The organism is Flavobacterium facile, assembly GCF_036321945.1.
Lineage (GTDB): Bacteria > Bacteroidota > Bacteroidia > Flavobacteriales > Flavobacteriaceae > Flavobacterium > Flavobacterium facile.
The window spans coordinates 295,253-322,198 of record NZ_JAZAYT010000033.1 but is presented as its reverse complement, the minus strand read 5'-3'; the positions used below and the strand labels follow the sequence as shown (position 1 = coordinate 322,198).

Here is a 26,946-nt window from a genome sequence, read left to right as displayed (position 1 = left end):
TATGAGGCAAAAAATGAAAATCATCAAAAAGGCTTTAACTTTAGGAGTAATCTTTATATTCCTTTCCTGCGAAAAAGATTTATATGATGAATATATAAATTCTGATAAACATTCAATACTCGTTCAAAGAAAAAACTTTGAAGATTTAAAAAAGAACAAAAAATTAATGAAGTCTATTGAAAAATTCACTTCAAAAAGTACTTACACTTTACAAAAACAACATTATGATTCAATAAATAATTTTTATATTGATTTAGACAATGTAATGTTTACTTTAGATTCTTTGAATCATCAAACTTATACATTTAAAATCAACAGGATTCCAAATAATTATTTATTTGAAAATCTTATACTAAAAACGAGCAAAACAGGTGGTTTTGATGCAATTTTAGCACAATACAATCAAAATGCTCTCAATTTAAGTTCAACAATACAAGGAGAAATACAAAATTCTATAAATCAAAATATTACTTTTACATATTTAGGAAAAAAATCACTTTCTGAAATAAATAGTAAATTTTCATATAATGAAGAATGTTTTGAACCTGGCTATGTTTACTCTTCTGGACAGAAATGTGCATCAGGGGACCATACATTTGCTCATGGTGCAAATTGTGATTATTGGGGAACAACTGATATGGCAACAACAAGTGGCTATGTTTACACGATGATGGCAGTATCATGTCCTGGAGGTGGTGGAGGTTCAGGCAGTCTAGGTGGAGATTTTTCAACTGGACCACACGGAGGTGACGGTGGTAGTGGTACACAAACTTTTCCCAATACTCCTTGTGGTAGATTACAAAAAGGTACAAACAGTGATAAATACAAACAAAATTTTAAGAATTTAAACATACCAGAAAAATTTGTTTTACCTTTTGAATCAGGTTTTGCTCAAAAAATGACAAATGGGGTTTTAATTTACTCTTATTTACAAGCTTCAAATGGAGCCTCTTTAAGTGTTCCACAAAATTCGTTGAATTATACTCATGTACACAATAATCATTTAGTTACAGACTTAAATGGAGATACTTATGATGGTGGTGTAAAAATTTTATCCCCAGCTGATGTGGTAGGATTAATAACTACTTGTCAAAATGCTTCAGTAAGTGCAAATATAAATCCAACTGAAGCTTTTGGGATTATGATATCTAATGAAGGTATTTTTGCTATAACTTTGTTAGAGCCAATGTCATTAGCCGAATTAGGTCAATTACATCCTAAATGGAATACATTTAAAGATGAATTCAAAGAAAAAGCTGGTAATATTGTTAAAAATCCCAATTTAGATGCAACTGGAAGAAAAAATGCTTTACAAAAAATGCTTTTGACATTACTAAAAAATGTAGGATTAGAAAATAAAGTTGGCTTATTTGAAGGAGAAGCACAAGACAATATTGACACTTATGATATAATTTGGACCAAAAAATCATTAAATCCAACTAATCCTAACGCAACACCAGTAGAAACACCTTGTTAAATTTTAAAATAAAAAAAATGAAATATTTAATAAAATTAATAGCTTGTCTTTTAATAACACTCAATGCGAACTGTCAAGTAACAACAACTGTACCGATATCCAGTTACGACTATCCTAATGGTGCTTATCTAAAAGATTTTAATGACGAATTAACATATTGGGAAGGCACATGGGAAGGCACAATAAATAACAAAAAATATACATTTGTGTTTACTAAATTTATTCAACATTTAAAAGGAGATGCTAATTCACATTATTATTATCGGGATGAAATACTTGGAAAATATAAGGTGGTAGATTTAACTACCAATCAAATTTTATATGATAACTTATTTGCAACTAATTATGATGATTATTTGATACTTGGATTAGCAATAAGAAATGGTGATTTTATTTTTAATTTTGAAGATGTTGCCAGTAAATGCTATAATTCTATAGAGTTTCATTTACAAAAAATTAATGGTCAGACTAACCAAGTCAAATATGGTTATTTTAGATTTCTTGATTATCAAAATTGGGATTGCACTAATTATTCTAACCAAGCTAGTATACCAATGTTCTTACCACAACAAGAATTAATACTTACTAAACAATAAAACCTCTTACAACAGTCATTTTAATAAATTGCGAAAAATGTGCAAAATTCATGTACATTTTTCGCAATTATATTTTACTTTTTAGAAGAAAATAGACCACAGCTACACAAAGTCTCACAACTTTGAGCAATAAACAACCAAAAAAAACCAAAACCGTAAACATTAGCGCCAAAAACCGTAAAATCGTATCAAGTATTTGGTATATTTTTGTGGGCTGCTAATGGCTTAAGTTTTTATAACCAAAATATAGTCGCGTATATTTATGAGTTATAACTCATTTTTCCAAACGAAAACTAAAAATCATGAAATACATATTCACAATTTTAATTATTTGCATATCATTAAATATCTACTCTCAAGACATGAAATTGAAGAATAAGGATAAAAAAGTTAATATTGAATTGATTAAATCTGGAAAATTCATTCAAGAGATTAAAAATCCAAAAGCTTCACAAGGATACTTTATGGTTATTAATGACAGTCTTCGCTATGATTACGCTGAAAATGGTAAATACTATACGAAATCAAAGATTAAGTTTGTTAAACCTGATGTAATTGAATCAATAGCATACGAAACAACTGTACCAAATTTCAACTGTCATATGGAAGAAATAGTTGAAACCAAAATTTTAGAAACTTCAACGCAAGATAGTTTAATAAGGATGAAAGAAAGAATTAACAAAGGTAGATGGCAAATTTATGTTTTGCGAAAAGTTAAGAATGAAAACGAGTTATAACAGCAGTTACACAAGATGCAAGGATTTGGTGGAACTGCCGTTTCGCATGAAATTTTATATTTAACAGAAAATATTCAGTTCCGAAGTTCTTACCTCATAATGCGCCGAAACGTTAGTCACAATTATTAAAAACAAAACAATGAAGCAACTATTTCCTGGTTACTACAAAAAAAACGAACTCGAAATCAAAAAAATTTGGGAAAACGGAGTAATAATATTTGATACTAATGTATTATTGAATCTTTATCGATATTCTGATTCAACTAGAGATACAATTTTAGATTTAGTCAGTAAATTTTCAGAACAAATTTATTTACCACATCAAGCTGCATTAGAATATAATAGAAATAGATATGAGGTTATTGCTGAACAGGAAAAAGCTTATAATGAATTTTTAGGTAAAATTTCTCAAATACAAAAAGACCTTCAATCAACTAACAAACCTCCTTTTTTATCTAGTAAAGTAGATAAAGACTTAAATTCTGTATTTGAACATGTAAGTTCAGAAGTTCAAGATAGCATTAAGAAATATTGTGAATATTTAAAAGACGATCCTATCTATAATAGAATTTCAGAACTATTTTCAGAAAGAATTACTGTGCCTTTTTCAATTGAAAAATTAAATGAAATTTACAAAGAAGGTGAAGAAAGATACAAATTAAAAATTCCGCCTGGTTTTGAAGATGAAAAAACAAAAGAAGGTGTTCGAAAATTTGGGGATTTAATATTATGGAAACAGATAATTGAAAAAGCAAAAGAATTAAATAAAGATATAATTCTTATAACTGATGACAGTAAGATAGATTGGTGGTGGAAAATTAAAGATGGTAGAAATATGGGACCACGACAAGAACTCGTAGAAGAAATAAAAACTGAAGCAAATGTTGATTTTCATATGTATTCATCAGAAAGATTTTTAAGTTACGGACAATCATTCTTAAAAGAACAAATTAATCAACAAGCATTAGAAGAAATTCAAGCAATGAAAAAGGCTGAAATGGAAGAAATGCGAAGAATAAAGAGGTTTAAGGAAAGAAATTTTATGGAAAAAGAAGCAACTACAAAAGAAGAAATTTCTTTTCTCAGAAATAAAATTGAAGATTTAAACAAGAAAATTTTCAATCTTAATAAACATTCTGAAAGTTTATTCAAAGAAACTATAGAGAATCCTGAAATTCAAGAATACATACATAGTTTAAGTATTCATGAAGCAGAACTTGAAGAGGAAAAGTCCGCTTTAATTCACAAACTTGAATCTTTACAAAAAACATTATTGAATTTTAGAGATAGAGATAGCGATATAAACTTTAATAGTGAGAAAAAAAGAATCTGGAAATATTTATCGGAAGAGAATGATAAATTTAGAATATAACTGTGTCTAACAGACGTTTACCAAGATTGCAAATTTTATAGTAAATACACATTTACATTTCCTAGAAATTTTATCTTTGATAGAAAATAATCGGTTCAAAAGCTAGCATCTTTGCCAAACGCCAGCACGTTGTATGCCATTAGCTAAAAAAACGTAAAAAAAATAAATTAAACTATTATGAAAAACCTTAATCGAATTTTAGCAGTCATAGTTCTGTCTATTTCTTTATTTAGTTGTAAAAATTCCAAAAATGAAGTAGAAAACACAGAAAAAGTTGAAAATACTATATCAAAAGACCCAAATCTTGAAAAATTAGAAAGCGAATCTTCAAGATTGAGAGCTGGTGGAAGTGTTAAAAATGTTGAACTAAACGATGGAAAAGCAGTAATTAGCTATGTTAAAGATTTTGCTGAATATAAAGAATTGAATCCTCAATCTGGATTAACTGAAAATGATTTTGAAGCATATTGGGAAAGTGGAAATGCAATTGAAAAAGCTTTAATTGATGGTACAGTAAAAATTATGGTTAAACTTGATTACATAAATGCTGTTAAAATTATTTTACCATACAAATCCAAAACATATTCAATTGATTTAAACAAAAATGATTTAGAAAAATTTACTGGTTCAGATTTTAATAAATTAAAAGGCGATTTAGAAAATAATTTTACAAAATTATATGTTTATAATGATAAAGGAAGAAATGAATTTTTTAAAAAGTTTGGAAAAATAGAATAATATCCTAAGCTAGCGCGAGCTTCTAGCTCGTGCCCACAAAGAAAAAATCATACCAACAAAAAATCCAAATTCCACCCTTGAAATTTGGATTTTTTTATGCCTATATTTCACAAAACACCTGATAATTAATCTGTTACTTTTAGGGCTCTAAACCACAAAAAAAATTTAACATTTTTTACGGAATAGCCGTAATAAAAATATTCTCAAAGTAATTATTTTGCATGCGATTAAAAAAATCGTAGTAAATAACCTATAAAACTAAAAAACAGCAAATTATGGCATCAACATCAGAGGTAGGACACGTAAAAAACGTAGCAAACTTAGGCACAGGCATTCAAATTTTACAAGAAATGGGCCCTATGTACAATCCTTCAAACAGCAACATTCAATTAACCAATTTAGTGAGCTTCAAAACAGCAATTGAGGATACAATTAGCCAAATAAATAGCAAAATTCCAAGCTACAAAAACGCAGTAGCTAACAGAGAAGTCGCTATCGAAAAATTGGGAAGAACATCAACAAAAGTGCTAAACTTCTCCAAATCACTAAACATTTCTACAACCGACAAAGAAAACATCCTAAGCCAAGTAAAAAAAATCAGAGGCCATGCTAAAATTAAAGCCGTAAACCCAGAAACTTCAGAAGCATCTGGATTTTCAACCTCACAAATGAGTTACGACAGCAGAATCGCAAACCTTTCTTTACTAATAAACTTTGTAGCTTCGCATCCAGAATACCAACCTAACGAAAACGAAATAAAAATAGCCAATCTAAAAACCTATCAACAAGAATTAAGTACTTTAAGTAGTATCGTAAATGCTTCAGGAAATGAACTTATAACCGCTCGTTTAAACAGAAACAACGCGATGTATTTATCAGATATCAATATTATTAAAGTAATGAACGAAACAAAAGCCTACTTAAGATCATTAGGTCAAGCAGCACAACCGTATTATAAAGCGTTCGTAAAATTAAAATTCAGAGATAAAGATTAATTATAAAACTAAAGTAAAAGTCTAAAAACGTATCGGGAAGTTCTAAAAATGCATCGGGAAGTTCTAAAAACGTATCGGGAACTTCTAAAAATGCATCGGGAAGTTCTAAAAACGCGTCGGGAACTTCTAAAAACGTATCGGGAAGTTCTAAAAACTCATCGGGAACTTCTAAAAACGCGTCGGGAACTTCTAAAAACTCATCGGGAAGTTCTAAAAACGCGTCGGGAACTTCTAAAAACGCGTCGGGAACTTCTAAAAACCCATCGGGAACTTCTAAAAACGCGTCGGGAAGTTCTAAAAATGCATCGGGAACTTTTTAAAACGTCCCAAAAAACTTTATAAACACCACATAAAACCAAAAAATCCCAACCTTTCGATTGGGATTTTTTTATCTTCTTTATTTGTACGAATCTTATTTCGTCAAATACATTTTTCTTCTTGCGTATAAATCGTAAAACTGATCATCTTTTAAATCATCAATGAATAAAATACTTTCTCCTGTACTCTTCATCTCTGGTCCTAAAGCTTTATTCACATTCGGGAACTTACTAAAAGAGAAAACCGGTTGCTTAATCGCATATCCATTTAATTTTGGTTCAAAAGTAAAATCAGTTACTTTATTATGACCTAACATCACTTTCGTAGCATAGTTCACATAAGGCTCGCCATACGCTTTCGCAATAAACGGCACCGTACGAGACGCTCTTGGATTCGCTTCAATAATATAAACGATATCGTCTTTAATCGCAAACTGAATGTTTATCAATCCAACTGTTTTTAAAGCTACAGCAATTTTCTCCGTATGATCTTTAATTTGTTGCATCACAAATTCACCTAAGTTAAACGGTGGCAAAGTAGCATTACTATCTCCAGAATGCACCCCACAAGGCTCAATATGCTCCATAATCCCGATAATGTAAACATTTCCATCGGCGTCACAAATCGCATCTGCTTCGGCTTCTATCGCACCATCTAAATAATGATCCAATAATAATTTATTTCCAGGAATCGATTTTAATAAATCAATTACATGCTCTTCTAATTCTTGTTTGTTAATTACGATTTTCATCCCTTGTCCACCCAAAACATAAGAAGGACGCACTAATAATGGGAAATCTAACGTGTCAGCTAATTGTGTAGCTTCTTCCGCACTTTCCGCAATCCCGAATTGTGGGAAAGGAATTTTTAATTCAGTTAATAAATCTGAGAATCTTCCTCTATCTTCCGCTAAATCTAACGCATCAAACGAAGTTCCTAAAATTTTAATCCCATATTTCGATAATTTCTCCGCTAATTTCAAAGCAGTCTGACCACCTAACTGTACAATTACACCTTCAGGTTTTTCATGCTGAATGATGTCGTAAATATGTTCCCAGAAAACCGGTTCGAAATACAATTTATCCGCCGTATCAAAATCAGTAGAAACCGTTTCTGGATTACAGTTAATCATAATCGTTTCATAACCACATTCTTTAGCCGCTAAAACCCCATGAACACAAGAATAATCGAACTCAATTCCTTGTCCAATTCTATTCGGTCCAGAACCTAAAACCACTACTTTCTTCTTGTCCGTTACAATACTTTCGTTATGAACGTATCTTGTTCCATCTGCTTTTTCAATCTCTGCTTCAAAAGTCGAGTAATAATAAGGCGTTTGTGCTTTAAATTCTGCCGCACAAGTATCCACTAATTTGTACACACGTTGAATGTTCATTTCATCGCGTAATTTGTGAACCTGACTTTCTAAACAACCCATCATATGAGCAATTTGTCTGTCTCCGTACCCTTTTTGCTTAGCTTCAAGTAATAATTCTTTTGGTAAAGAATCAATTTTATATTTCGAAATTTCTTTCTCTAAGTGGAATAATTCTTCATATTGTTTTAAGAACCACATGTCAATTTTTGTGATTTCATGAATTCTACTTAATGGAATTCCCATCGCAATAGCATCATAAATAACAAAAACTCTATCCCAACTTGCAAACGTTAGTTTTTCAATAATTTGATCGTAGTTGCTATATCCTTTTCCGTCAGCTCCTAACCCATTTCGTTTAATCTCTAAAGATTGAGTCGCTTTGTGTAAAGCTTCCTGGAACGAACGTCCAATTCCCATTACTTCACCAACAGATTTCATTTGTAAACCTAAAGTTCTATCCGCACCTTCAAATTTATCAAAGTTCCAACGAGGTATTTTTACGATAACATAATCTAAAGTCGGCTCAAATAAAGCAGAAGTCGATTTTGTAATCTGATTTTGTAATTCATCTAAGTTATACCCTAAAGCTAATTTCGAAGCGATTTTCGCAATCGGATAACCCGTAGCTTTTGAAGCCAATGCCGAAGAACGAGACACTCGAGGATTGATTTCAATCGCCACAATATCTTCTTTTTCATCTGGTGAAACCGCGAATTGTACGTTACAACCTCCTGCAAAATTCCCGATAGAACGCATCATCAAGATGGCCATATCACGCATTCTTTGAAAAGTCGTGTCCGATAAAGTCATCGCTGGCGCCACAGTAATAGAATCTCCAGTATGAATTCCCATTGGATCCATATTTTCAATCGTACAGATAATAACCACGTTATCATTACTGTCACGTAATAATTCTAATTCGTATTCTTTCCAACCCATTAAAGCTTTGTCAATCAAAACTTCGTGAATCGGTGAAGCTTCTAAACCATAAGTTAAAGCCGCATCAAAATCTTCTTTTTTATAAATAATCGCCGCTCCAGTTCCACCCAAAGTAAACGAAGGACGAATTACCAAAGGAAATCCGAATTCTTGCTCAATCTCTTTCCCTTTTAAGAAAGAATTAGCCGTCTTAGCAGGCGCTTGAGGAATCCCGATTTTATTTAATAAGTTTTTAAACTGTTCTCTATCTTCCGTAATATTAATCGCATTGATATCAACTCCAATTAATCTTACGTTAAAATCTTTCCAAATTCCTTTTTCATCTGCCTCAATACACAAGTTTAACGCAGTTTGTCCACCCATTGTTGGTAAAACAGCATCAATTTGTGGATGTGCTTTAAGGATTTCTATAATAGATTTAGTGGTAAGAGGTTTTAAATACACATGATCCGCCATTGTTGGATCAGTCATGATAGTTGCAGGGTTCGAATTGATAAGAATAACTTCAATTCCTTCTTCTCTTAAAGAGCGCGCTGATTGTGATCCAGCATAATCAAATTCGCAAGCTTGTCCGATTACAATTGGTCCAGAACCAATAATTAATACCGATTTAATTGAATTGTCTTTTGGCATGTTGTTGTGTTGTTGTGAAAGTTGTTGTGGGTTGTATTACTTCGCAATTATAAAAAAAGGTGCTACTATTAAAATAGTAACACCCTGATATTTTATTTAAATAAAAACATTATTTTTTATGTCTTGGTTCACAAGATACAGTCAATTTATGTCTTCCTTTAGCTCTACGACGAGCAAGCACTTTTCTTCCGTTAGGAGATGACATTCTGTCCATGAAACCGTGCTTATTTCTTCTTTTTCTCTTTGATGGTTGAAACGTTCTCTTACTCATTGCTAGTATTTTTAAATTCTATATAAATTCTTTAATAAAATGGCTTTCTTTAAACCGAGTGCAAATATACAAAGACTTTTTTCAAATACAAATACTTTTTTAAAAATATTTTTAATAGATTTTATTACCTTTGCAATCTAAACTAAAAATCATGTTCAATAAAAACATAAAACTTATTGTTGCTGCGAGTATTATAGCGTTTGCAATCTATCAATTTACAGAAGGAAATATAGGGAATGGTATTTTCTTACTACTATTATCAGCTATTTTTATCTTGTTTTACTTTAAAAACGAATTAATTATCTTGTCTTTTCTACAATTAAGAAAGCAAAATTTTGAAGGCGCTAAGAAATATTTAGATATGATTAGCAATCCTGATACGGCTTTAGTAAAAAAACAACAAGGGTATTACAACTACCTAAATGGTTTAATGGTTTCGCAAACTAACTTACATCAAGCTGAAAAATACTTCAAAAAAGCAATTGAATTAGGTTTAAGCATGGATCAAGATTTAGCCTTAGCCAAATTACAATTAGCAGGAATAGCCGCTTCAAAAAGAAGAAAAATTGAAGCAGAAAAATTATTAGGTGAAGCTAAAAAATTAGACAAACACAATATGTTGAAAGATCAAATTGTAATGATGAAACAACAATTGAAAAGAATTTAATACCTTAAGAGTCCCAAACGGGACTCTTTTTTTTGCAAAATTTTATAATAATGGATTTATTTACACCACCAAAAGATTGGAAAATCATCCTTCAACCAATTATTGATACATATAAAGGAAGAAAACATCCTTTAGAATATTCCAATTTATATGAATTAATGGTGGCGGTACTTTTATCTGCACAGGATTCTGATGCACATATTAATAAAATTATGCCCTATTATATTGAGAAATATCCAAATTTAGAAGCAATTAACACTTCAAATCTAACTGCAATTGAAAACATAATTTTTCCAGTTATGAATTCAAAAAACAAAGCTTCTTGGCTTTATGAAATTGCAAAAACTTTAGAAAAAAACGAAAATATACCCATAACATTACATAATTTAATGCAATTAAAAGGAATTGGAAGAAAATCAGCCAACGTCATTTTAAAAGAAATGAACCAACCCGCTGAAGGTATAATCGCCGATTTACACGTAATTAGAGTAGCACCTAGAATAGGTTTAACAGATGAAAGTAAAGACGGAATAAAAATTGAAAAACAATTAATGTCCATCTTACCAAAAGAAATCTGGAACGAAATTGGAATGGCTCTATCCTTTTTAGGAAGAGAAATTTGTAGACCAAGTCATCCAAAATGTCCAATTTGTTCCCTAAAAAGCGACTGTAATTACTTCAAAAAAGTATAAATACAGCATAATTTAGCAGATTTTCACTCAATAAAACTCAATCTTTCAATTCTTAAAAGATAACTTAATCGTTTTCTCTTCTGGGCGTTCCCTTTCAGGTCGTGTGTTCCGTTATATCTTTTATTTTGTTGCAGAAGTTTGGTAATAAGACAAGTAAATTCGGTAAGCAACAAAAAAAAGGATGCCACTCCAACCACTAACGCTTAGGTTTTCATAAGACACACACTGCTATAAACAAAAAACCGTCCCATCGGGACGATACATAGATAAAAAAAAACCTCAATCTAAAAGATTGAGGTTTTAATAAAAGAAGGCGGCATTTGATATTAAGAGGAGAATGTCCTGTGGACATTCGGTAAAAAACATCAATTAAGACACGATATAACAAAAAAAAAGAGGCTATCTTTTCAGATAGCCTCTTAATAAAAGAAGGCGGCGACATACTCTCCCACATAACTGCAGTACCATCTGCGCAGTTGGGCTTAACTTCTCTGTTCGGAAAGGTAAGAGGTGAGCCCCAACGCAATAACCACCTTAATGGTTTGTTACATTTGACAACTATTGTGTTGTCAATCATAACAGCTCCGATAAATCGGATGCAAATATCTTAACATACTGAGATAAAAATAATAAAAGTATAAAAACGATTCTTTCTGTGAAAGAATTTCGTTTCTCCCGATTACTCGGGAGAAACATTACAATAAGCTTACGGGTTATTAGTACTACTCGACTATGACATTACTGCCTTTACATCTATAGCCTATCAACGTAGTCATCTCCTACGACCCTTAAAAGAAATCTCATCTTGTGGTGGGTTTCGCGCTTATATGCTTTCAGCGCTTATCCCTTCCAAACGTAGCTACTCTGCGGTGCTCCTGGCGGAACAACAGATACACCAGAGGTTTGTCCAACTCGGTCCTCTCGTACTAGAGTCAGATCCACTCAAATTTCTAACGCCCACAGTAGATAGAGACCGAACTGTCTCACGACGTTCTGAACCCAGCTCGCGTGCCACTTTAATGGGCGAACAGCCCAACCCTTGGGACCTTCTCCAGCCCCAGGATGTGACGAGCCGACATCGAGGTGCCAAACCCCCCCGTCGATATGAGCTCTTGGGGGAGATCAGCCTGTTATCCCCGGCGTACCTTTTATCCTTTGAGCGATGGCCCTTCCATGCGGAACCACCGGATCACTATGCTCTACTTTCGTACCTGATCGACCTGTATGTCTCTCAGTCAAGCTCCCTTATGCCATTGCACTCTACGCACGGTTACCAAGCGTGCTGAGGGAACCTTTAGAAGCCTCCGTTACTCTTTTGGAGGCGACCACCCCAGTCAAACTACCCACCAAACAATGTCCCCCCATTGGGGGTTAGGCCTCAGACAAGTAAAGGGTGGTATTTCAACAATGACTCCACAACGCCTAGCGACGCCGCTTCAAAGTCTCCCACCTATCCTACACATCACGTGTCCAAGGTCAATATTAAGCTATAGTAAAGGTGCACAGGGTCTTTTCGTCCCACTGCGGGTAAGCGGCATCTTCACCGCTACTACAATTTCACCGAGCTCATGGCTGAGACAGTGTCCAGATCGTTACACCATTCGTGCAGGTCGGAACTTACCCGACAAGGAATTTCGCTACCTTAGGACCGTTATAGTTACGGCCGCCGTTTACTGGGGCTTCATTTCAATGCTTCTGCTTGCGCATAACATCTCCACTTAACCTTCCAGCACCGGGCAGGTGTCAGGCCCTATACTTCATCTTACGATTTTGCAGAGCCCTGTGTTTTTGATAAACAGTCGCCTGGACCTCTTCACTGCGGCCCTCATTACTGAGGGCGACCCTTCTCCCGAAGTTACGGGTCTATTTTGCCTAATTCCTTAGCCATGAATCTCTCGAGCACCTTAGGATTCTCTCCTCAACTACCTGTGTCGGTTTACGGTACTGGTACTTATAATCTAAGTTTAGAAGTTTTTCTTGGAAGCCCTTAGGCGCACTATCCCATTGTCCGAAGACTCCGAGTACTATCGTATTTCCCCAAAACCCGCGCATTTGACTACGGGTCCTATAGGTAGGTACTTCAACGAACTATTCCGTCAGTTCGCGGCGCTTTCATCACTCCGTCACTCCATCACAATTATAAGTAGTACGGGAATATTAACCCGTTAGCCATCGACTGTCCCTTTCGGGTTCGCCTTAGGACCAGACTAACCCACAGCTGATTAGCATAGCTGTGGAAACCTTAGTTTTTCGGTGTGCGGGTTTCTCGCCCGCATTATCGTTACTTATGCCTACATTTTCTTTTCTAAACAGTCCAGCATGACTCACATCACACCTTCGACCCAGTTTAGAATGCTCCCCTACCACTTGACTCAAAAGTCAAATCCATAGCTTCGGTAATACACTTATGCCCGATTATTATCCATGCTCGTCCGCTCGACTAGTGAGCTGTTACGCACTCTTTAAATGAATGGCTGCTTCCAAGCCAACATCCTAGCTGTCTATGCAGACAAACCGCGTTATTTCAACTTAGCGTATATTTGGGGACCTTAGCTGATGGTCTGGGTTCTTTCCCTCTCGGACTTGGACCTTAGCACCCAAGCCCTCACTGCTGGTAAACATTATATAGCATTCGGAGTTTGTCAGGAATTGGTAGGCGATGAAGCCCCCGCATCCAATCAGTAGCTCTACCTCTATATAACTATAACCCAGCGCTGCACCTAAATGCATTTCGGGGAGTACGAGCTATTTCCGAGTTTGATTGGCCTTTCACCCCTACCCACAAGTCATCCGAAGACTTTTCAACGTCAACCGGTTCGGACCTCCACTGTGTGTTACCACAGCTTCATCCTGCCCATGGGTAGATCACACGGTTTCGCGTCTACCATTACTGACTAAAGCGCCCTATTCAGACTCGCTTTCGCTACGGATCCGTGACTTAATCACTTATCCTCGCCAGCAACGGTAACTCGTAGGCTCATTATGCAAAAGGCACGCCGTCACACCACTTGGATGCTCCGACCGCTTGTAGGCGTATGGTTTCAGGATCTATTTCACTCCGTTATTCACGGTTCTTTTCACCTTTCCCTCACGGTACTGGTTCACTATCGGTCTCTCAGGAGTATTTAGCCTTAGCGGATGGTCCCGCCAGATTCACACAGGGTTTCACGTGCCCCGCGCTACTCAGGATACCACTATCGTTATCTTCTCTTACTTATACGGGACTATCACCCTCTTTGGTTAACCTTTCCAGGTTATTCTAATTCAATCCGTAACAAATGTCGTGGTCCTACAACCCCAATATTGCCGTAACAACATTGGTTTGGGCTAATCCGCGTTCGCTCGCCACTACTTACGGAATCACTTTTGTTTTCTTCTCCTCCGCCTACTTAGATGTTTCAGTTCAGCGGGTTCACTCTCCTATCGGAGTAACATGTCTTCAACATGTTGGGTTGCCCCATTCGGATATCTACGGATCAATTCGTGTGTGCCAATCCCCGTAGCTTTTCGCAGCTTATCACGTCCTTCATCGCCTCTGAGAGCCAAGGCATCCCCCATACGCCCTTATTTTGCTTATTGTATTCTTATAATGAGCTAAATTGTTTATAAAAACAACTTAATTATATGTTTTTTTTGTTTGTCTAGTGCTGTGCGCAACTAAACAAACGTGTTTTTCTACTTTTTGTATTTTATCTCAATATGTCAATGAACTTTAATGCTAAATAGCATTCGTGGAGAATAACGGAGTCGAACCGTTGGCCTCCTGCGTGCAAGGCAGGCGCTCTAGCCAGCTGAGCTAATCCCCCAATCTGTAGTGTTGAGTTATTAGTGATGAGTATTTAGTAATAATTACCGTAACCCCTCAACCCTAGAATTTCCTTTTTCTTAAGTAGTAATTAGTAGTCCCGCCCAGACTCGAACTGGGGACCCCTACATTATCAGTGTAGTACTCTAACCAGCTGAGCTACGAGACTCTATAACTTACTTAATATTTTGAACTAACAGCAAGAGTAAATTCTCTTATTTTATATTATAAATTGAAACCTAAATGATTATCTATTGTCTCTAGAAAGGAGGTGTTCCAGCCGCACCTTCCGGTACGGCTACCTTGTTACGACTTAGCCCTAGTTACCAGTTTTACCCTAGGCAGCTCCTTGCGGCGACCGACTTCAGGTACCCCCAGCTTCCATGGCTTGACGGGCGGTGTGTACAAGGCCCGGGAACGTATTCACCGGATCATGGCTGATATCCGATTACTAGCGATTCCAGCTTCACGGAGTCGAGTTGCAGACTCCGATCCGAACTGAGACCAGTTTTGAAGATTCGCTCCTTATCACTAAGTGGCTGCTCTCTGTACTGGCCATTGTAGCACGTGTGTGGCCCAAGGCGTAAGGGCCGTGATGATTTGACGTCATCCCCACCTTCCTCACAGTTTACACTGGCAGTCTCGTTAGAGTTCCCGACATGACTCGCTGGCAACTAACGACAGGGGTTGCGCTCGTTATAGGACTTAACCTGACACCTCACGGCACGAGCTGACGACAACCATGCAGCACCTTGAAAAACGTCCGAAGAAAAGTCTGTTTCCAAACCTGTCGTTTCCCATTTAAGCCTTGGTAAGGTTCCTCGCGTATCATCGAATTAAACCACATGCTCCACCGCTTGTGCGGGCCCCCGTCAATTCCTTTGAGTTTCATTCTTGCGAACGTACTCCCCAGGTGGGATACTTATCACTTTCGCTTAGCCACTCAGATTGCTCCGAACAGCTAGTATCCATCGTTTACGGCGTGGACTACCAGGGTATCTAATCCTGTTCGCTCCCCACGCTTTCGTCCATCAGCGTCAATATATTAGTAGTAACCTGCCTTCGCAATTGGTATTCCATGTAATCTCTAAGCATTTCACCGCTACACTACATATTCTAGTTACTTCCTAATAATTCAAGCCAAACAGTATCAATGGCCGTTCCATCGTTGAGCGATGGGCTTTCACCACTGACTTATTTGGCCGCCTACGGACCCTTTAAACCCAATGATTCCGGATAACGCTTGGACCCTCCGTATTACCGCGGCTGCTGGCACGGAGTTAGCCGGTCCTTATTCATACAGTACCGTCAAGACGCTACACGTAGCGTTGTTTCTTCCTGTATAAAAGCAGTTTACAATCCATAGGACCTTCTTCCTGCACGCGGCATGGCTGGATCAGGCTTGCGCCCATTGTCCAATATTCCTCACTGCTGCCTCCCGTAGGAGTCTGGTCCGTGTCTCAGTACCAGTGTGGGGGATCTCCCTCTCAGGACCCCTACCCATCGTTGCCATGGTAAGCCGTTACCTTACCATCTAGCTAATGGGACGCATACTCATCTTTTACCGTTGGAACTTTAATAATCAAATGATGCCATTCAAAAATACTATGAGGTATTAATCCAAATTTCTCTGGGCTATCCCTCTGTAAAAGGTAGATTGTATACGCGTTACGCACCCGTGCGCCGGTCTCAATTACCGAAGTAACCTACCCCTCGACTTGCATGTGTTAAGCCTGCCGCTAGCGTTCATCCTGAGCCAGGATCAAACTCTTCATCGTAGATTTTTTAAGATATCACTATCTAATTTATTTTATCGACGATAATCATTTTGCTAGGTATTCAATTCTTTATAATACTCGAAAAAGATTTACTCTTATTCTTATATGCTGTCAATCCAATATGTCTATGAACTTGTTCTCTTATTTTATTTGTTCGCCTTAACTTCGAGCGTTGCTCTCTGTGTTAGCGGGTGCAAAAGTAGAACCTTTTTTTTAATTACCAAAACTTTTTGAAACTTTTTTTTGAGAAAATTTTCATCCGCTTTAATCAATCATTATTTGTAAGAACTCCCTCTCTTGCGGGGTGCAAAGATAACATCTTTATATTTTAAATTCCAAATCTTTTTTTACTTTTTTTTAAAAAAATAATCTCCAATCTGTCTGTCATTATATAAAGAACTTCTCTCTCATTGCGGGTGCAAAACTAGCACTTAATTTTGTATTTCCTAACATTATCTTAACATATTTATAAAGTATTTTGCTATCTTTTGGTTTGCAGTAAGTTACAAACAAAATTTATTTAAACCATTTTACTCCATCTTAAGGTTTTATCGATTTTATAAGGCTTGCGATACTATTTCATCTTCTTGATTAGATATAAAAAATATGATTTACATCTAAAATAGTCTGTTTTCGGAGGTGTTTTTACAAATTCAACTCCCAAACTTCTCTCAAAAAAGGAATATTTTGCGAGAATTTCTTCTAAAACAGGATAAAACCATCTAAAAGTGGAGAATGTTTTACATTTATTTCTTTTGAAAACGGATTTCTAGCCCTGATAGGAGCGGCATCCTTTTATTTAATTACTCAAAAATTAAATAAAAGATATAGCGGATAGCAGGAAATGGCTTCTGAAAAAACCACACCTATATATAATAGCAAGAAACCATACCTATATACTGTATAAAATCACACCTATATATAGAATAAGAAACCAGACCATTATATTGTAGAAAACTATACCTATATATATTGTAGGAAATATTGGTTTGTACTATATTTGCATTTCAATAAAAACTAAACAATGATTAAAGTTACTTTACCCGATGGTTCGGTGAGAGAGTTTGCGCAAGGCGTGACTCCTATGGATGTTGCTAAGAACATTAGCGAAGGATTTGCTAGAAATGTGATTTCGGCTAATTATAATGACACAACAATTGAAACATCTACCCCGTTAACTACCGATGGTAATCTTACCTTATATACTTGGAATGACAAAGAAGGTAAAAAAGCTTTTTGGCATTCGACTTCGCACGTATTGGCGCAAACACTAGAAGAAATGTATTCTGGAATTAAGTTAACACTTGGTCCGGCGATTGATAATGGGTTTTATTATGATGTTGATTTTGGAGATAACAAAATTACGGATGCTGATTTTAAAAAGATTGAAGATAGAGTTTTAGAAATCTCAAGAGAGAAACACGAATTTAAAATGCGTGCCGTTAGTAAAGCGGAAGCATTAGAAGTCTATAAAGATAACGAGTACAAAACAGAATTGATTTCTAATTTAGAAGACGGTACGATTACTTTTTGCGATCATGCTAACTTCTTTGACTTATGTCGTGGTGGACATATTCCGAATACTGGAATTATCAAAGCTGTAAAAATCATGAGTATCGCTGGTGCTTATTGGCGTGGTGATGAGAAAAACAAACAGTTGACTCGTGTTTACGGTACTTCTTTCCCAAAACAGAAAGATTTAACGGAATATTTAGAACTTTTAGAAGAAGCTAAAAGACGTGATCATAGAAAATTAGGAAAAGAATTAGATTTATTCCATTTTTCACAACGTGTTGGACAAGGTTTACCATTATGGTTACCTAAAGGTGCTGCTTTACGCGATAGATTAGAGCAATTTTTAAAGAAAGCACAAAAGAAAGCAGGTTACGAGCAAGTGGTTACGCCTCATATTGGTCAGAAAGAATTATATGTTACTTCTGGACACTATGCAAAATATGGTGCAGATAGTTTTCAACCAATAACAACTCCAGCTGAAGGCGAAGAGTTTTTATTGAAACCGATGAACTGTCCACATCACTGTGAGATTTATAACTCTAGACCTTGGTCGTACAAAGATTTACCAAAACGTTATGCTGAATTTGGAACCGTTTATAGATATGAGCAATCGGGTGAATTACACGGTTTAACTCGTGTTAGAGGATTTACTCAAGATGATGCGCATATTTTTTGTATGCCAGATCAATTGGATGCGGAATTTAAAAACGTAATTGATTTAGTATTATATGTATTTGGTTCTTTAGGATTTGAAAACTTTACGGCACAGGTTTCTGTTAGAGATTTAAACAATCCTGAGAAATATATAGGTAGTGTTGAAAACTGGGAAAAAGCAGAAAACGCAATTATTAGCGCTGCAAAAGACAAAGGTTTAAACTATGTTATTGAAGCTGGTGAAGCTGCCTTTTACGGTCCGAAGTTAGACTTTATGGTCAAAGATGCCTTAGGAAGAAGTTGGCAACTAGGAACCATCCAAGTAGATTACAACTTACCAGAACGTTTTGAATTAACATACAAAGGGTCAGATGATAAATTACACAGACCCGTAATGATTCACAGAGCACCATTTGGTTCAATGGAAAGATTTATTGCCATTTTACTAGAACATACTGCAGGAAATTTCCCACTTTGGTTAATGCCAGAACAGGCTATTATATTAAGTTTAAGTGAGAAATACGAAAAATATGCGAAAAAAGTTTTAGATTTGCTGGAAATTCACGAAATTCGCGCCCTAATTGACAACCGAAATGAAACAATCGGGAAGAAAATTAGAGAAGCAGAAATGCAGAAAATGCCGTTTATGCTGATAGTTGGTGAAGAAGAAGAGAAAAATGGTACCATTTCTGTACGTCGTAATGGACAAGAAGGAAAAGGAAATATTACAGTTACAATTGAGGAATTTGCCAAAATTGTAAATGAAGAAATAAGCAAAACATTGAAACAATTTTAAAGTTTAACTAAAATTACTGAGTCATAGCAATTAGAAGAGGAAGAGGGAGTTACACTCCTAGAGTAGAAAAAGTAGCAGCACACCGTATTAATAATTTAATTAGAGGTGTAGCTGAAGTACGATTAGTAGGTGAAAATATTGAACCTGGAGTTTACAAAATGGCCGATGCATTAAGATTTGCAGAGGAACAAGAAGTAGACTTAGTGGAAATTTCGCCTAACGCAGAACCACCTGTTTGTAAATTGATGGATTATGGAAAATTCTTATACCAACAAAAGAAAAGGGAAAAAGAATTAAAAGCAAAATCTAGTCAAGTTGTAATTAAGGAAATTCGTTTCGGACCTCAAACAGATGAACATGATTATGAATTTAAGAAAAAGAATGCTTTAAAGTTCTTACAAGAAGGTTCTAAATTAAAAGCGTTTGTATTCTTTAAAGGACGTTCTATCATCTATAAAGAGCAAGGACAAATTTTATTATTACGTTTGGCTCAAGATTTAGAAGAATATGGTAAGGTAGAAAGTATGCCAGTTTTAGAAGGAAAACGTATGATTATATACATTGCTTCTAAAAAGAAAGTAAAATAATGCTATAAGCAATATGCAATAAGCCATAAGCTATCAAAAGCCTAATGCTTACTGCCAAAAGCCTAAAGCTATCAAGATAGTAAGTAAGAATAAATTAAATACCTAGGAAAAAATGCCTAAAATGAAAACAAAATCTAGTGCTAAGAAACGATTTAAAGTTACTGGTTCTGGAAAGATCAAAAGAAAACACGCTTTTAAGAGTCACATTTTGACAAAAAAATCTAAAAAACGTAAATTAGCTTTAACTCACTCTGCGTTAGTTCATAAAACAGATATGAGAAGCATTAAACAACAATTAAATATTATTTAATTAGTTGTTTGGTTAAAACAAATTAATAACCCTGGAGTGGGCAGACTTCAACAGGTTCTACCTGATAAAAGAAGTCGAAAGTACTTAAAGTCGCCTTACTACAAAAAACATTTAAAATTATGCCAAGAGCAGTAAATTCAGTAGCTACAAGAGCTAAAAGAAAAAGAGTATTAAAACAAGCAAAAGGATTCTTCGGAAGACGTAAAAACGTTTGGACAGTAGCTAAAAATGCGGTAGAAAAAGCAATGTGCTATGCATACCGTGATAGAAAGCAAAAGAAAAGAAACTTCCGTGCATTATGGATCATGCGTATCAACGCTGGTGCAAGACAATACGGAATGAGCTATTCTCAGTTTATGGGTAAAGTTAAAGCTAACAACATCGAATTGAACCGTAAAGTTCTTGCAGATTTAGCTATGAACCACTCAGAAGCATTTGCAGCTATCGTAAATAAAGTGAAATAATCAACGTTTAATCATATTTATTCTTACTTATACAAAATCCCAATCGAAAGGTTGGGATTTTTTGTTTATAAAAATTACTGATACTATTTTATTAATCGTAAATTTGCAACTTACAATAGTATATGGAAAACAATGAAACAAACCTTTCTTTTGAAGGTTTACACCCAAGAAACAAACATATTGGAAGATATGATTTTGCACAATTAATTAAAACGCATCCCGATTTAAACTTACATTTATTCTTAAATAAAGCAGGAGAAAAGTCTATTGATTTTTCTAATCCAATTGCAGTAAAAGCCTTAAACAAAGCGTTATTAATGCACTTTTACAATTTAGAATATTGGAACATTCCGAAATCTAACTTATGCCCTCCTATTCCAGGAAGAGCCGAATACATTCATCATATTGCCGATTTATTAGCGGCTTCAAATGGCGGAGTGGTTCCAACAGGAAACGCCGTTAGAATTTTAGACATTGGCGTGGGCGCGAATTGCATTTACCCAATTATCGGAAATCATGAATATGGTTGGACGTTTGTGGGAACGGAAGTTGACAAACAATCTTTATTGTCTGTTGAAACCATTTTAAGCAAAAACCCGAAATTAAAAGAAAACGTAACTGTTCGTTTTAACGATAACAAAAGAAATGCTTTAAAATACATGTTAGAATCGGAAGAAGTTTTCGATTTTGTAATTTGTAATCCACCATTTCATGCATCTGCAGAAGAAGCAGCAAAAGGCTCGGAACGAAAAAGTAAAAATTTAGGTCAGAAAGCAACAGATAAACCGGTTTTAAACTTTAGCGGTAACAATAACGAATTATGGTGTGAAGGTGGCGAACTTGGCTTTTTAACCAATATGATTTTTGAAAGTGTACACTTTAAAAGTCAATGTAAATGGTTTAGCGCAATCGTTTCTAAGAAAACAAACCTGAAACCGCTATACAAACAAATGAAGAAAGTAGGCGTAAAAAACAGTACAACACTTCATTTAACGAATGGAAACAAAACAACTCAAATTATTTGCTGGCAGTTTTAGGTTAGCCGCAAATTGCACGAATTTTCACGAATTACATTGCACAAAAGCATAAAAAAAAAACACATAGAAACATTTCGCTTTTATGTGTTTTTTTATGTTCAATCTTGTCATTTCGACCAAAGGGAGAAATCTCATAGAATCTTTCAATAATATAGCCTATATAAAAGTAGTTTATACATAGTTTAAGTTGTATATTTTATTTATTTTTCATATTATTGTATAGTACAATTTCGATTTTATAAAAATCTCTTCAAACTACATGTACTAAAATTTATCTTCGGTAATGAAATCACAAGCCTATTTCGAAAAAATTCATAAGCAAATTGAATATCGCTTAATAAAATCTGAACATAATATTAAATTAGCAGTAGCCTGGTTAACTGACCAAAAGTTATTTGATATATTATGTAAAAAAGCATTAGAAGGATTAGATGTTCAATTAATAATCGCTTATCAAGAAATTAACTTAGAAAGTAATATAAATTTCGATAAATTAATTTCATCTGGTGGGAAAATTTACTGGATTGGAAATGGATATAAGTATGAGGCATTGATGCATAATAAATTCTGCATTATTGATAATTATACATTAATTACAGGTTCTTATAATTGGACACAAAAAGCAAAATCAAATCACGAAAGTATTACTGTAATAGAAGATGATTCAAATTTAATTTTAGATTTTTCACAAGAATTCGATAGAATACTAAAAAAATATAATAAAACTTCAGATTTAGATTCAAAAACAGATTGGAATATCATAAGTATTAGACTTCAAACATTATTAAGTTTAATAAAATTGGAAGATGAAGAAGATGTTTTATTTCAAATAAAAAAACTTAAAAATCTAATAAATACTGATGAAAAAGATTCAAATACTAATAAAATTAAAGAAATTATAAGTAATTGTGAAAAAAAGTTATTTCATACTTCAGTTGTTCTAATTGAAGAATTTCTAAAACAATTTAGTCAAGTTAAAATTTATCAAAATCCAGAAGTTTCTGCTTTAAAATTAGAAGTTAAAATTTTAGAAAATCAAATTAATGCTTTTGATAACGAAAAAATCGAACTAGAAAAGATCTTAAATGATTTTCAACATCGTCATACTATAGAACTAGGCGATATTATTTTGGAGGTTTTAAATTATACCAAAATTTTATATAAAGATGATTATAAAAAGAAAAAAGAAGTAGAAGAAGACTATAAAAAATATAATGAACAATTTGAAATAGAAAAAAGTAAACCCCAATTTGATTTAACTGAAGAAGAAAGAATTGAACTAAAGAAAAATTTTCGCAAAGCTACAATGCTATGTCATCCTGATAAAGTAAATGAAGAGCAGAAATTAGAAGCAGAAAAAGTATTTATTGAACTTAAAGAAGCACAGAAAAAAAATGACCTTTTGACTGTTAATCGTATTTTATATGATTTAGAAAATGGAAAAATATTTAGTTCGCAATCAGAAAAAATCACAGAAATAGAAACTTTAAAAATATTAGCTGAAAAATTAAGATTAAAACTAATACAACTTGAAACAGAAATTAATGAAATAAAAGAAAGTGATACTTTTAACATTATTATAAAAATTACAGATTGGGATAGTTATTTTGCAGAAAAAAAAACACAATTACAACAGCAATTAGAAGATGTTAAGTTACAAATAATAGAGAAAGCATAATGGAAAACAATAAACTTGTAATACATAACCAAAATATCCTTTTACCTAAAGTTGGCAATCTTTTAGAGATTACAAATAAGCTTTTAAGTTTAAATGATAGGCAACTTGTTTTAGAAATTTTCAAAAAAAACCCTAAATTGTTTGTTGATTTAATATCTGAATATTATAATTTTAATGAGCTAAATTTAAAAAGGTATTTTAAAAATTTAAACAATGATTTGTTAAATAAAAACAGATTTATAATATGGACAGATGATTTAATTGAAAATTTTATTGATTTATTAGATTGGAATAATAATTTATCAAATAACGAAAAAATTCCTTGGTCTTTAGATTTATACATGAAATATCAAGATAAATGGGATAAATTAAAACTTAAAAATAATAAATCATTTTGTAATATTAAAATAGACGAAAAACAGCTACACAAGAACAAAGAAGTTTTTAATATAATTTATAGTAGTTATAATGATAACTTTTACTGGAATATTGAAACGATTATTAAATATGATAAGTATATTGATTGGTCAGATCTTTCAGCAAATAATAATGTTGATTGGTTAGAAAATTTAATTGACAAATTTATTGATAAGTGGGATTGGACAAAACTATCAAGCAACAATAATATTCCTTGGTCAGAAAGTTTAATTGACAGATTTATCAATAATTGGGATTGGAATAAACTATCTAGAAACAATAATATTCCTTGGTCAATTAAACTAATTGGAAAATATGAAGAAAAATGGAATTGGAAATTTCTATCACTAAACTTTTCAATACCATGGTCTTTTGAATTAATAAAAAAGTATGAAAATAAATTATACTTTGGTAGTCTAGGACTATCATATATTTCAACATTACCTTGGACATTAGACTTAATTAACGAATTTGAAAACAAGTGGGACTGGCATGATCTTTCTACTAAGGAATTACCTTGGTCTATAGAACTAATTAATAAATATGAAGATAGATGGCATTGGTCAGAACTTTATAATAACAAATCAATCATATGGACTATTGATATGATAGAAAAAAGAAAAAACTTAAATTGGAATTGGTCTGAACTGTCCAGAATAATCACTATTCCATGGAAATATAATTTAATTGAAATGTATGTAGATAAGTGGTACTGGCCTTTTTTATCTAGTAATGAAACAATTCCTTGGTCAGATGAATTAATCGAAAAATATAAACACAAATGGGATTGGGGAAGCTTATCTGAAAATAAATCTATAGCTTGGTCTGAAGAATTAATTGAAAAATATAAACACAAATGGAATTATATTTTTATGTCTAGAAATATATCTATACCTTGGAAATTAAATTTAATCGAGAAATTTGAAGAAAAATGGAATTGGAATAATGACAGGTTCTTTGCTAAATCTTTATCAAGTAATAGTTCAATACACTTTGATATAGAGATTATTGATAAATATAAAGATAAATTAAACTGGGAAGAAATATCAAAAAATGAATCTACAAAATGGTCAATGAAATTAATACACAAATATGCAGAAAAATTATCAAGTAGTTTTAATATATGGTTAGCTTTAGAAAAAAATATAGATGATAATTTAATTGAAGAAGTATTTAATAATTTAAATAAAAAATAAACATGAATCTAAATTTAAACACATATATAGATTTTGATGAAAGTCTATTAATTTCAATAAGTCAGGAAAAAATTCTTGAGTTAGCACATAAAAACATTGAATTTTACAATGCTAATTTTAAAGAAATTAGAGTTCAATACATTAAAGAAGATGGTTTACGAAAAGGTTTTTTCATGGATATTGAAGATAAAGCCTTAAATCATATTCTTAAGAACCTACCCAATTTTGTTTATGGTAAAATATCTCCTGATGAATTTTTCGGAAAGCATCATGATATAATTATGAATTTAATTAATAAATCTGAAAATATCAGAAACATTGAAAACAGATTTTTAAATTATTATTTTTATTTTGGTAAAGAACATGAGGTACGTTGTGAAAAGGTTAAAAATGAAATCAATGATTTTATAAGAAATCTTTAAATAACATTTGTTGTTATAATTACTCAAATTATTTGCTGGCAGTTTTAGTAACTATTTAAATATATAATAAGTTATAATATAAACTTTAGCTGTTATAATTCGATATTAAAAAAAATATGTTTAGAAAAAAACATATCAAAACACAAACAACTAAAAGAACAAATCCAAAATTCGCATTTGTAAAAACAACTAGAATGTCGTTTTTACTATATTGTACCTCTTTTTTCATACTACTATTTTTTATAATGTAAAAATACTAAGTTAAATTTGTGTGTAACTTTTAAATGTTATGAATGAGTTATTTTTATGTATGAAAAACACATATTAATGTATGAATACAATTATAGTGTAGAAAATTAAAAACAAAAACACCTGATACGATTTAAAATGTATCAGGTGTTTTTTGTTTCTGGCGACTGGATTGAAGTCCAGACAATTGAAACTATTCAGGAATATTTATATAAAGAAAACGAAGAAAGTAACGCTTAGAAATCAGACCTGACAGGTTTTAAAAACCTGTCAGGTCTTGTTATTTAAAAAATAGACATTCCTGTTTTGGTTGTCAATTGTTCTAAAGCATACATGCCTAATTCGGAATTTCCTTTTTCGTTTAATCTTGGATTCCATGTGGCAACAGAAAATTGTTTCGGTAAAACGGCGGCAATTCCACCACCAATTCCACTTTTTCCTGGTAAGCCTACTTTATATGTGAATTCTCCTGATTCGTCATAAAATCCGCAAGTTTGCATTAAGGCGTTAATTCTTTTGGCTTGGCTTGAAGTTAAAATTTGTTTTCCGTTTTTAGTAACACCTTCATTCGCTAAGAAAAAGAAAGCATCGGCTAATTCTTTACACGTCATTTCAATCGCACATTGATGAAAATAGAAATCTAAAACTTGATCTACATCATTATTTATATTTCCGAAAGATTTTAGAAAATTGGTTAAAGCCGCATTTCTAAAACCTGTATCTTTTTCAGATTGGGCAACTTTTAAATTGTAATTAATCGTATCACATCCTGAAATTTCTCTAATAAAATGTAAAAAATCTTCTTTTGGATTTTCTAAACAAGAAACCAACATATCTGCAATGACTAAAGCGCCTGCGTTTATAAATGGATTTCTCGGAATTCCTTTTTCGTATTCTAGTTGAACTAAAGAATTAAATGGATTTCCTGAAGGTTCTACTCCTACTCGTTCCCAAATTTTTTCTCCCAAATGCGAAAAAGCTAAAGTTACAGATAAGGCTTTTGAAACGGATTGTATGGAGAATTTTTCATTGTTGTCGCCCACACTAAATTCTTTTCCATCGATTGTGGTTAGGCAAATTCCAAATTTATCTGGATTTACATTCGCTAATTCTGGGATAGTTGTAGCAATATTACCGATTATTGGCAACGATTTAGATTGTAAGTATATTTCTTCAAGTATTTGCTGATAGTTCATTTGGCTGACTTTATAAGCAAATATAAATA

At 33.4% G+C, this 26,946-nt stretch carries 19 protein-coding genes, 2 tRNA genes and 3 rRNA genes; 16 read left to right on the top strand and 8 right to left on the bottom strand.

The features are described 5' to 3' along the window. The 6 genes from UEQ13_RS10530 to UEQ13_RS10505 form a co-directional block, all read left to right on the top strand. Positions 1-1,477: hypothetical protein (locus tag UEQ13_RS10530; RefSeq protein ID WP_329806300.1), on the top strand; the 1,477-nt coding region annotated here is incomplete at its 5' end. Between the two features lie 17 nt (positions 1,478-1,494). Then, positions 1,495-2,073, top strand: a complete 579-nt coding sequence (locus UEQ13_RS10525; protein ID WP_329806299.1) for a DUF6705 family protein — start codon at positions 1,495-1,497, stop codon at positions 2,071-2,073. Positions 2,074-2,375: 302 nt separating this feature from the next. Then, entirely contained in the window at positions 2,376-2,810 is a 435-nt protein-coding gene (locus tag UEQ13_RS10520) for a hypothetical protein (protein WP_329806298.1), read from the top strand. A gap of 139 nt (positions 2,811-2,949) precedes the next feature. After that, complete coding sequence (locus UEQ13_RS10515; RefSeq protein WP_329806297.1) at positions 2,950-4,182, top strand: PIN domain-containing protein; 1,233 nt, start codon at positions 2,950-2,952, stop codon at positions 4,180-4,182. Between the two features lie 177 nt (positions 4,183-4,359). Then, the gene (locus UEQ13_RS10510; RefSeq protein WP_329806296.1) at positions 4,360-4,920 is read left to right on the top strand and encodes a hypothetical protein; all 561 of its coding nucleotides are present in this window, start codon (positions 4,360-4,362) and stop codon (positions 4,918-4,920) included. A 275-nt stretch (positions 4,921-5,195) separates the two neighbouring features. Next, positions 5,196-5,915 carry a hypothetical protein gene (locus tag UEQ13_RS10505; protein WP_329806295.1) on the top strand — a complete coding sequence of 240 codons (720 nt, stop codon included), beginning with the start codon at positions 5,196-5,198 and terminating at the stop codon, positions 5,913-5,915. A gap of 412 nt (positions 5,916-6,327) precedes the next feature. Here the strand turns inward: UEQ13_RS10505 and carB are convergent, their stop codons facing one another. Both carB and rpmH read right to left on the bottom strand, forming a co-directional pair. Then, positions 6,328-9,183, bottom strand: coding sequence for a carbamoyl-phosphate synthase large subunit (gene carB, locus UEQ13_RS10500; RefSeq protein WP_166131135.1), 2,856 nt, complete (start codon positions 9,181-9,183; stop codon positions 6,328-6,330). Positions 9,184-9,292: 109 nt separating this feature from the next. Continuing rightward, the gene (gene rpmH / locus UEQ13_RS10495; RefSeq protein ID WP_091315350.1) at positions 9,293-9,454 is read right to left on the bottom strand and encodes a 50S ribosomal protein L34; all 162 of its coding nucleotides are present in this window, start codon (positions 9,452-9,454) and stop codon (positions 9,293-9,295) included. 151 nt (positions 9,455-9,605) lie between these two features. Between rpmH and UEQ13_RS10490 the strand changes: the two genes are divergently transcribed. Together UEQ13_RS10490 and UEQ13_RS10485 are read left to right on the top strand one after the other, a co-directional pair. Further along, the gene (locus UEQ13_RS10490) at positions 9,606-10,121 is read left to right on the top strand and encodes a DUF2892 domain-containing protein (RefSeq protein ID WP_329806294.1); all 516 of its coding nucleotides are present in this window, start codon (positions 9,606-9,608) and stop codon (positions 10,119-10,121) included. Positions 10,122-10,171: 50 nt separating this feature from the next. Further along, entirely contained in the window at positions 10,172-10,813 is a 642-nt protein-coding gene (locus UEQ13_RS10485) for an endonuclease III domain-containing protein (protein WP_329806293.1), read from the top strand. Positions 10,814-11,240: 427 nt separating this feature from the next. Here the strand turns inward: UEQ13_RS10485 and rrf are convergent. The 5 genes from rrf to UEQ13_RS10460 all read right to left on the bottom strand — a co-directional run bounded on the left by rrf (position 11,241) and on the right by UEQ13_RS10460 (position 16,396). After that, a 5S ribosomal RNA gene (gene rrf / locus UEQ13_RS10480) occupies positions 11,241-11,350 on the bottom strand. A gap of 159 nt (positions 11,351-11,509) precedes the next feature. Then, positions 11,510-14,392 (bottom strand): 23S ribosomal RNA (locus tag UEQ13_RS10475). 153 nt (positions 14,393-14,545) lie between these two features. After that, a tRNA-Ala gene (locus UEQ13_RS10470) sits at positions 14,546-14,619 on the bottom strand. A 94-nt stretch (positions 14,620-14,713) separates the two neighbouring features. Continuing rightward, positions 14,714-14,787 (bottom strand) — tRNA-Ile (locus UEQ13_RS10465). Between the two features lie 95 nt (positions 14,788-14,882). Then, positions 14,883-16,396: ribosomal RNA gene (locus UEQ13_RS10460) — 16S ribosomal RNA — on the bottom strand. Together the 16S, 23S and 5S rRNA genes with 2 tRNA genes alongside form the textbook arrangement of a ribosomal RNA operon. A gap of 1,024 nt (positions 16,397-17,420) precedes the next feature. Here UEQ13_RS10460 and thrS point away from each other — a divergent pair. From thrS to UEQ13_RS10420, 8 genes are all read left to right on the top strand, one after another. After that, on the top strand, positions 17,421-19,361 hold the full coding sequence (gene thrS / locus UEQ13_RS10455) for a threonine--tRNA ligase (protein ID WP_329806292.1): 1,941 nt from the start codon (positions 17,421-17,423) through the stop codon (positions 19,359-19,361). An 86-nt stretch (positions 19,362-19,447) separates the two neighbouring features. After that, on the top strand, positions 19,448-19,948 hold the full coding sequence (gene infC / locus UEQ13_RS10450; protein WP_143055624.1) for a translation initiation factor IF-3: 501 nt from the start codon (positions 19,448-19,450) through the stop codon (positions 19,946-19,948). 112 nt (positions 19,949-20,060) lie between these two features. Continuing rightward, complete coding sequence (rpmI, locus tag UEQ13_RS10445) at positions 20,061-20,258, top strand: 50S ribosomal protein L35 (RefSeq protein ID WP_166126816.1); 198 nt, start codon at positions 20,061-20,063, stop codon at positions 20,256-20,258. 119 nt (positions 20,259-20,377) lie between these two features. Continuing rightward, positions 20,378-20,722, top strand: coding sequence for a 50S ribosomal protein L20 (rplT, locus tag UEQ13_RS10440; RefSeq protein ID WP_091312626.1), 345 nt, complete (start codon positions 20,378-20,380; stop codon positions 20,720-20,722). A gap of 122 nt (positions 20,723-20,844) precedes the next feature. Next, a complete protein-coding gene (gene rlmF, locus UEQ13_RS10435; protein WP_329806291.1) occupies positions 20,845-21,759 on the top strand; it encodes a 23S rRNA (adenine(1618)-N(6))-methyltransferase RlmF in 915 nt (304 codons plus the stop codon). Positions 21,760-22,042: 283 nt separating this feature from the next. Further along, a complete protein-coding gene (locus tag UEQ13_RS10430; RefSeq protein WP_329806290.1) occupies positions 22,043-23,437 on the top strand; it encodes a phospholipase D-like domain-containing protein in 1,395 nt (464 codons plus the stop codon). Continuing rightward, complete coding sequence (locus UEQ13_RS10425) at positions 23,437-25,050, top strand: hypothetical protein (protein WP_329806289.1); 1,614 nt, start codon at positions 23,437-23,439, stop codon at positions 25,048-25,050. The genes UEQ13_RS10430 and UEQ13_RS10425 overlap by 1 nt, the downstream gene beginning before the upstream one ends. Before the next feature lie 2 nt (positions 25,051-25,052). Beyond that, a complete protein-coding gene (locus UEQ13_RS10420) occupies positions 25,053-25,472 on the top strand; it encodes a hypothetical protein (RefSeq protein ID WP_329806288.1) in 420 nt (139 codons plus the stop codon). 533 nt (positions 25,473-26,005) lie between these two features. Here UEQ13_RS10420 and UEQ13_RS10415 read toward each other — a convergent pair. After that, positions 26,006-26,917, bottom strand: coding sequence for a glutaminase (locus UEQ13_RS10415; protein ID WP_329806287.1), 912 nt, complete (start codon positions 26,915-26,917; stop codon positions 26,006-26,008). Between the last annotated feature and the right edge of the window lie 29 nt (positions 26,918-26,946).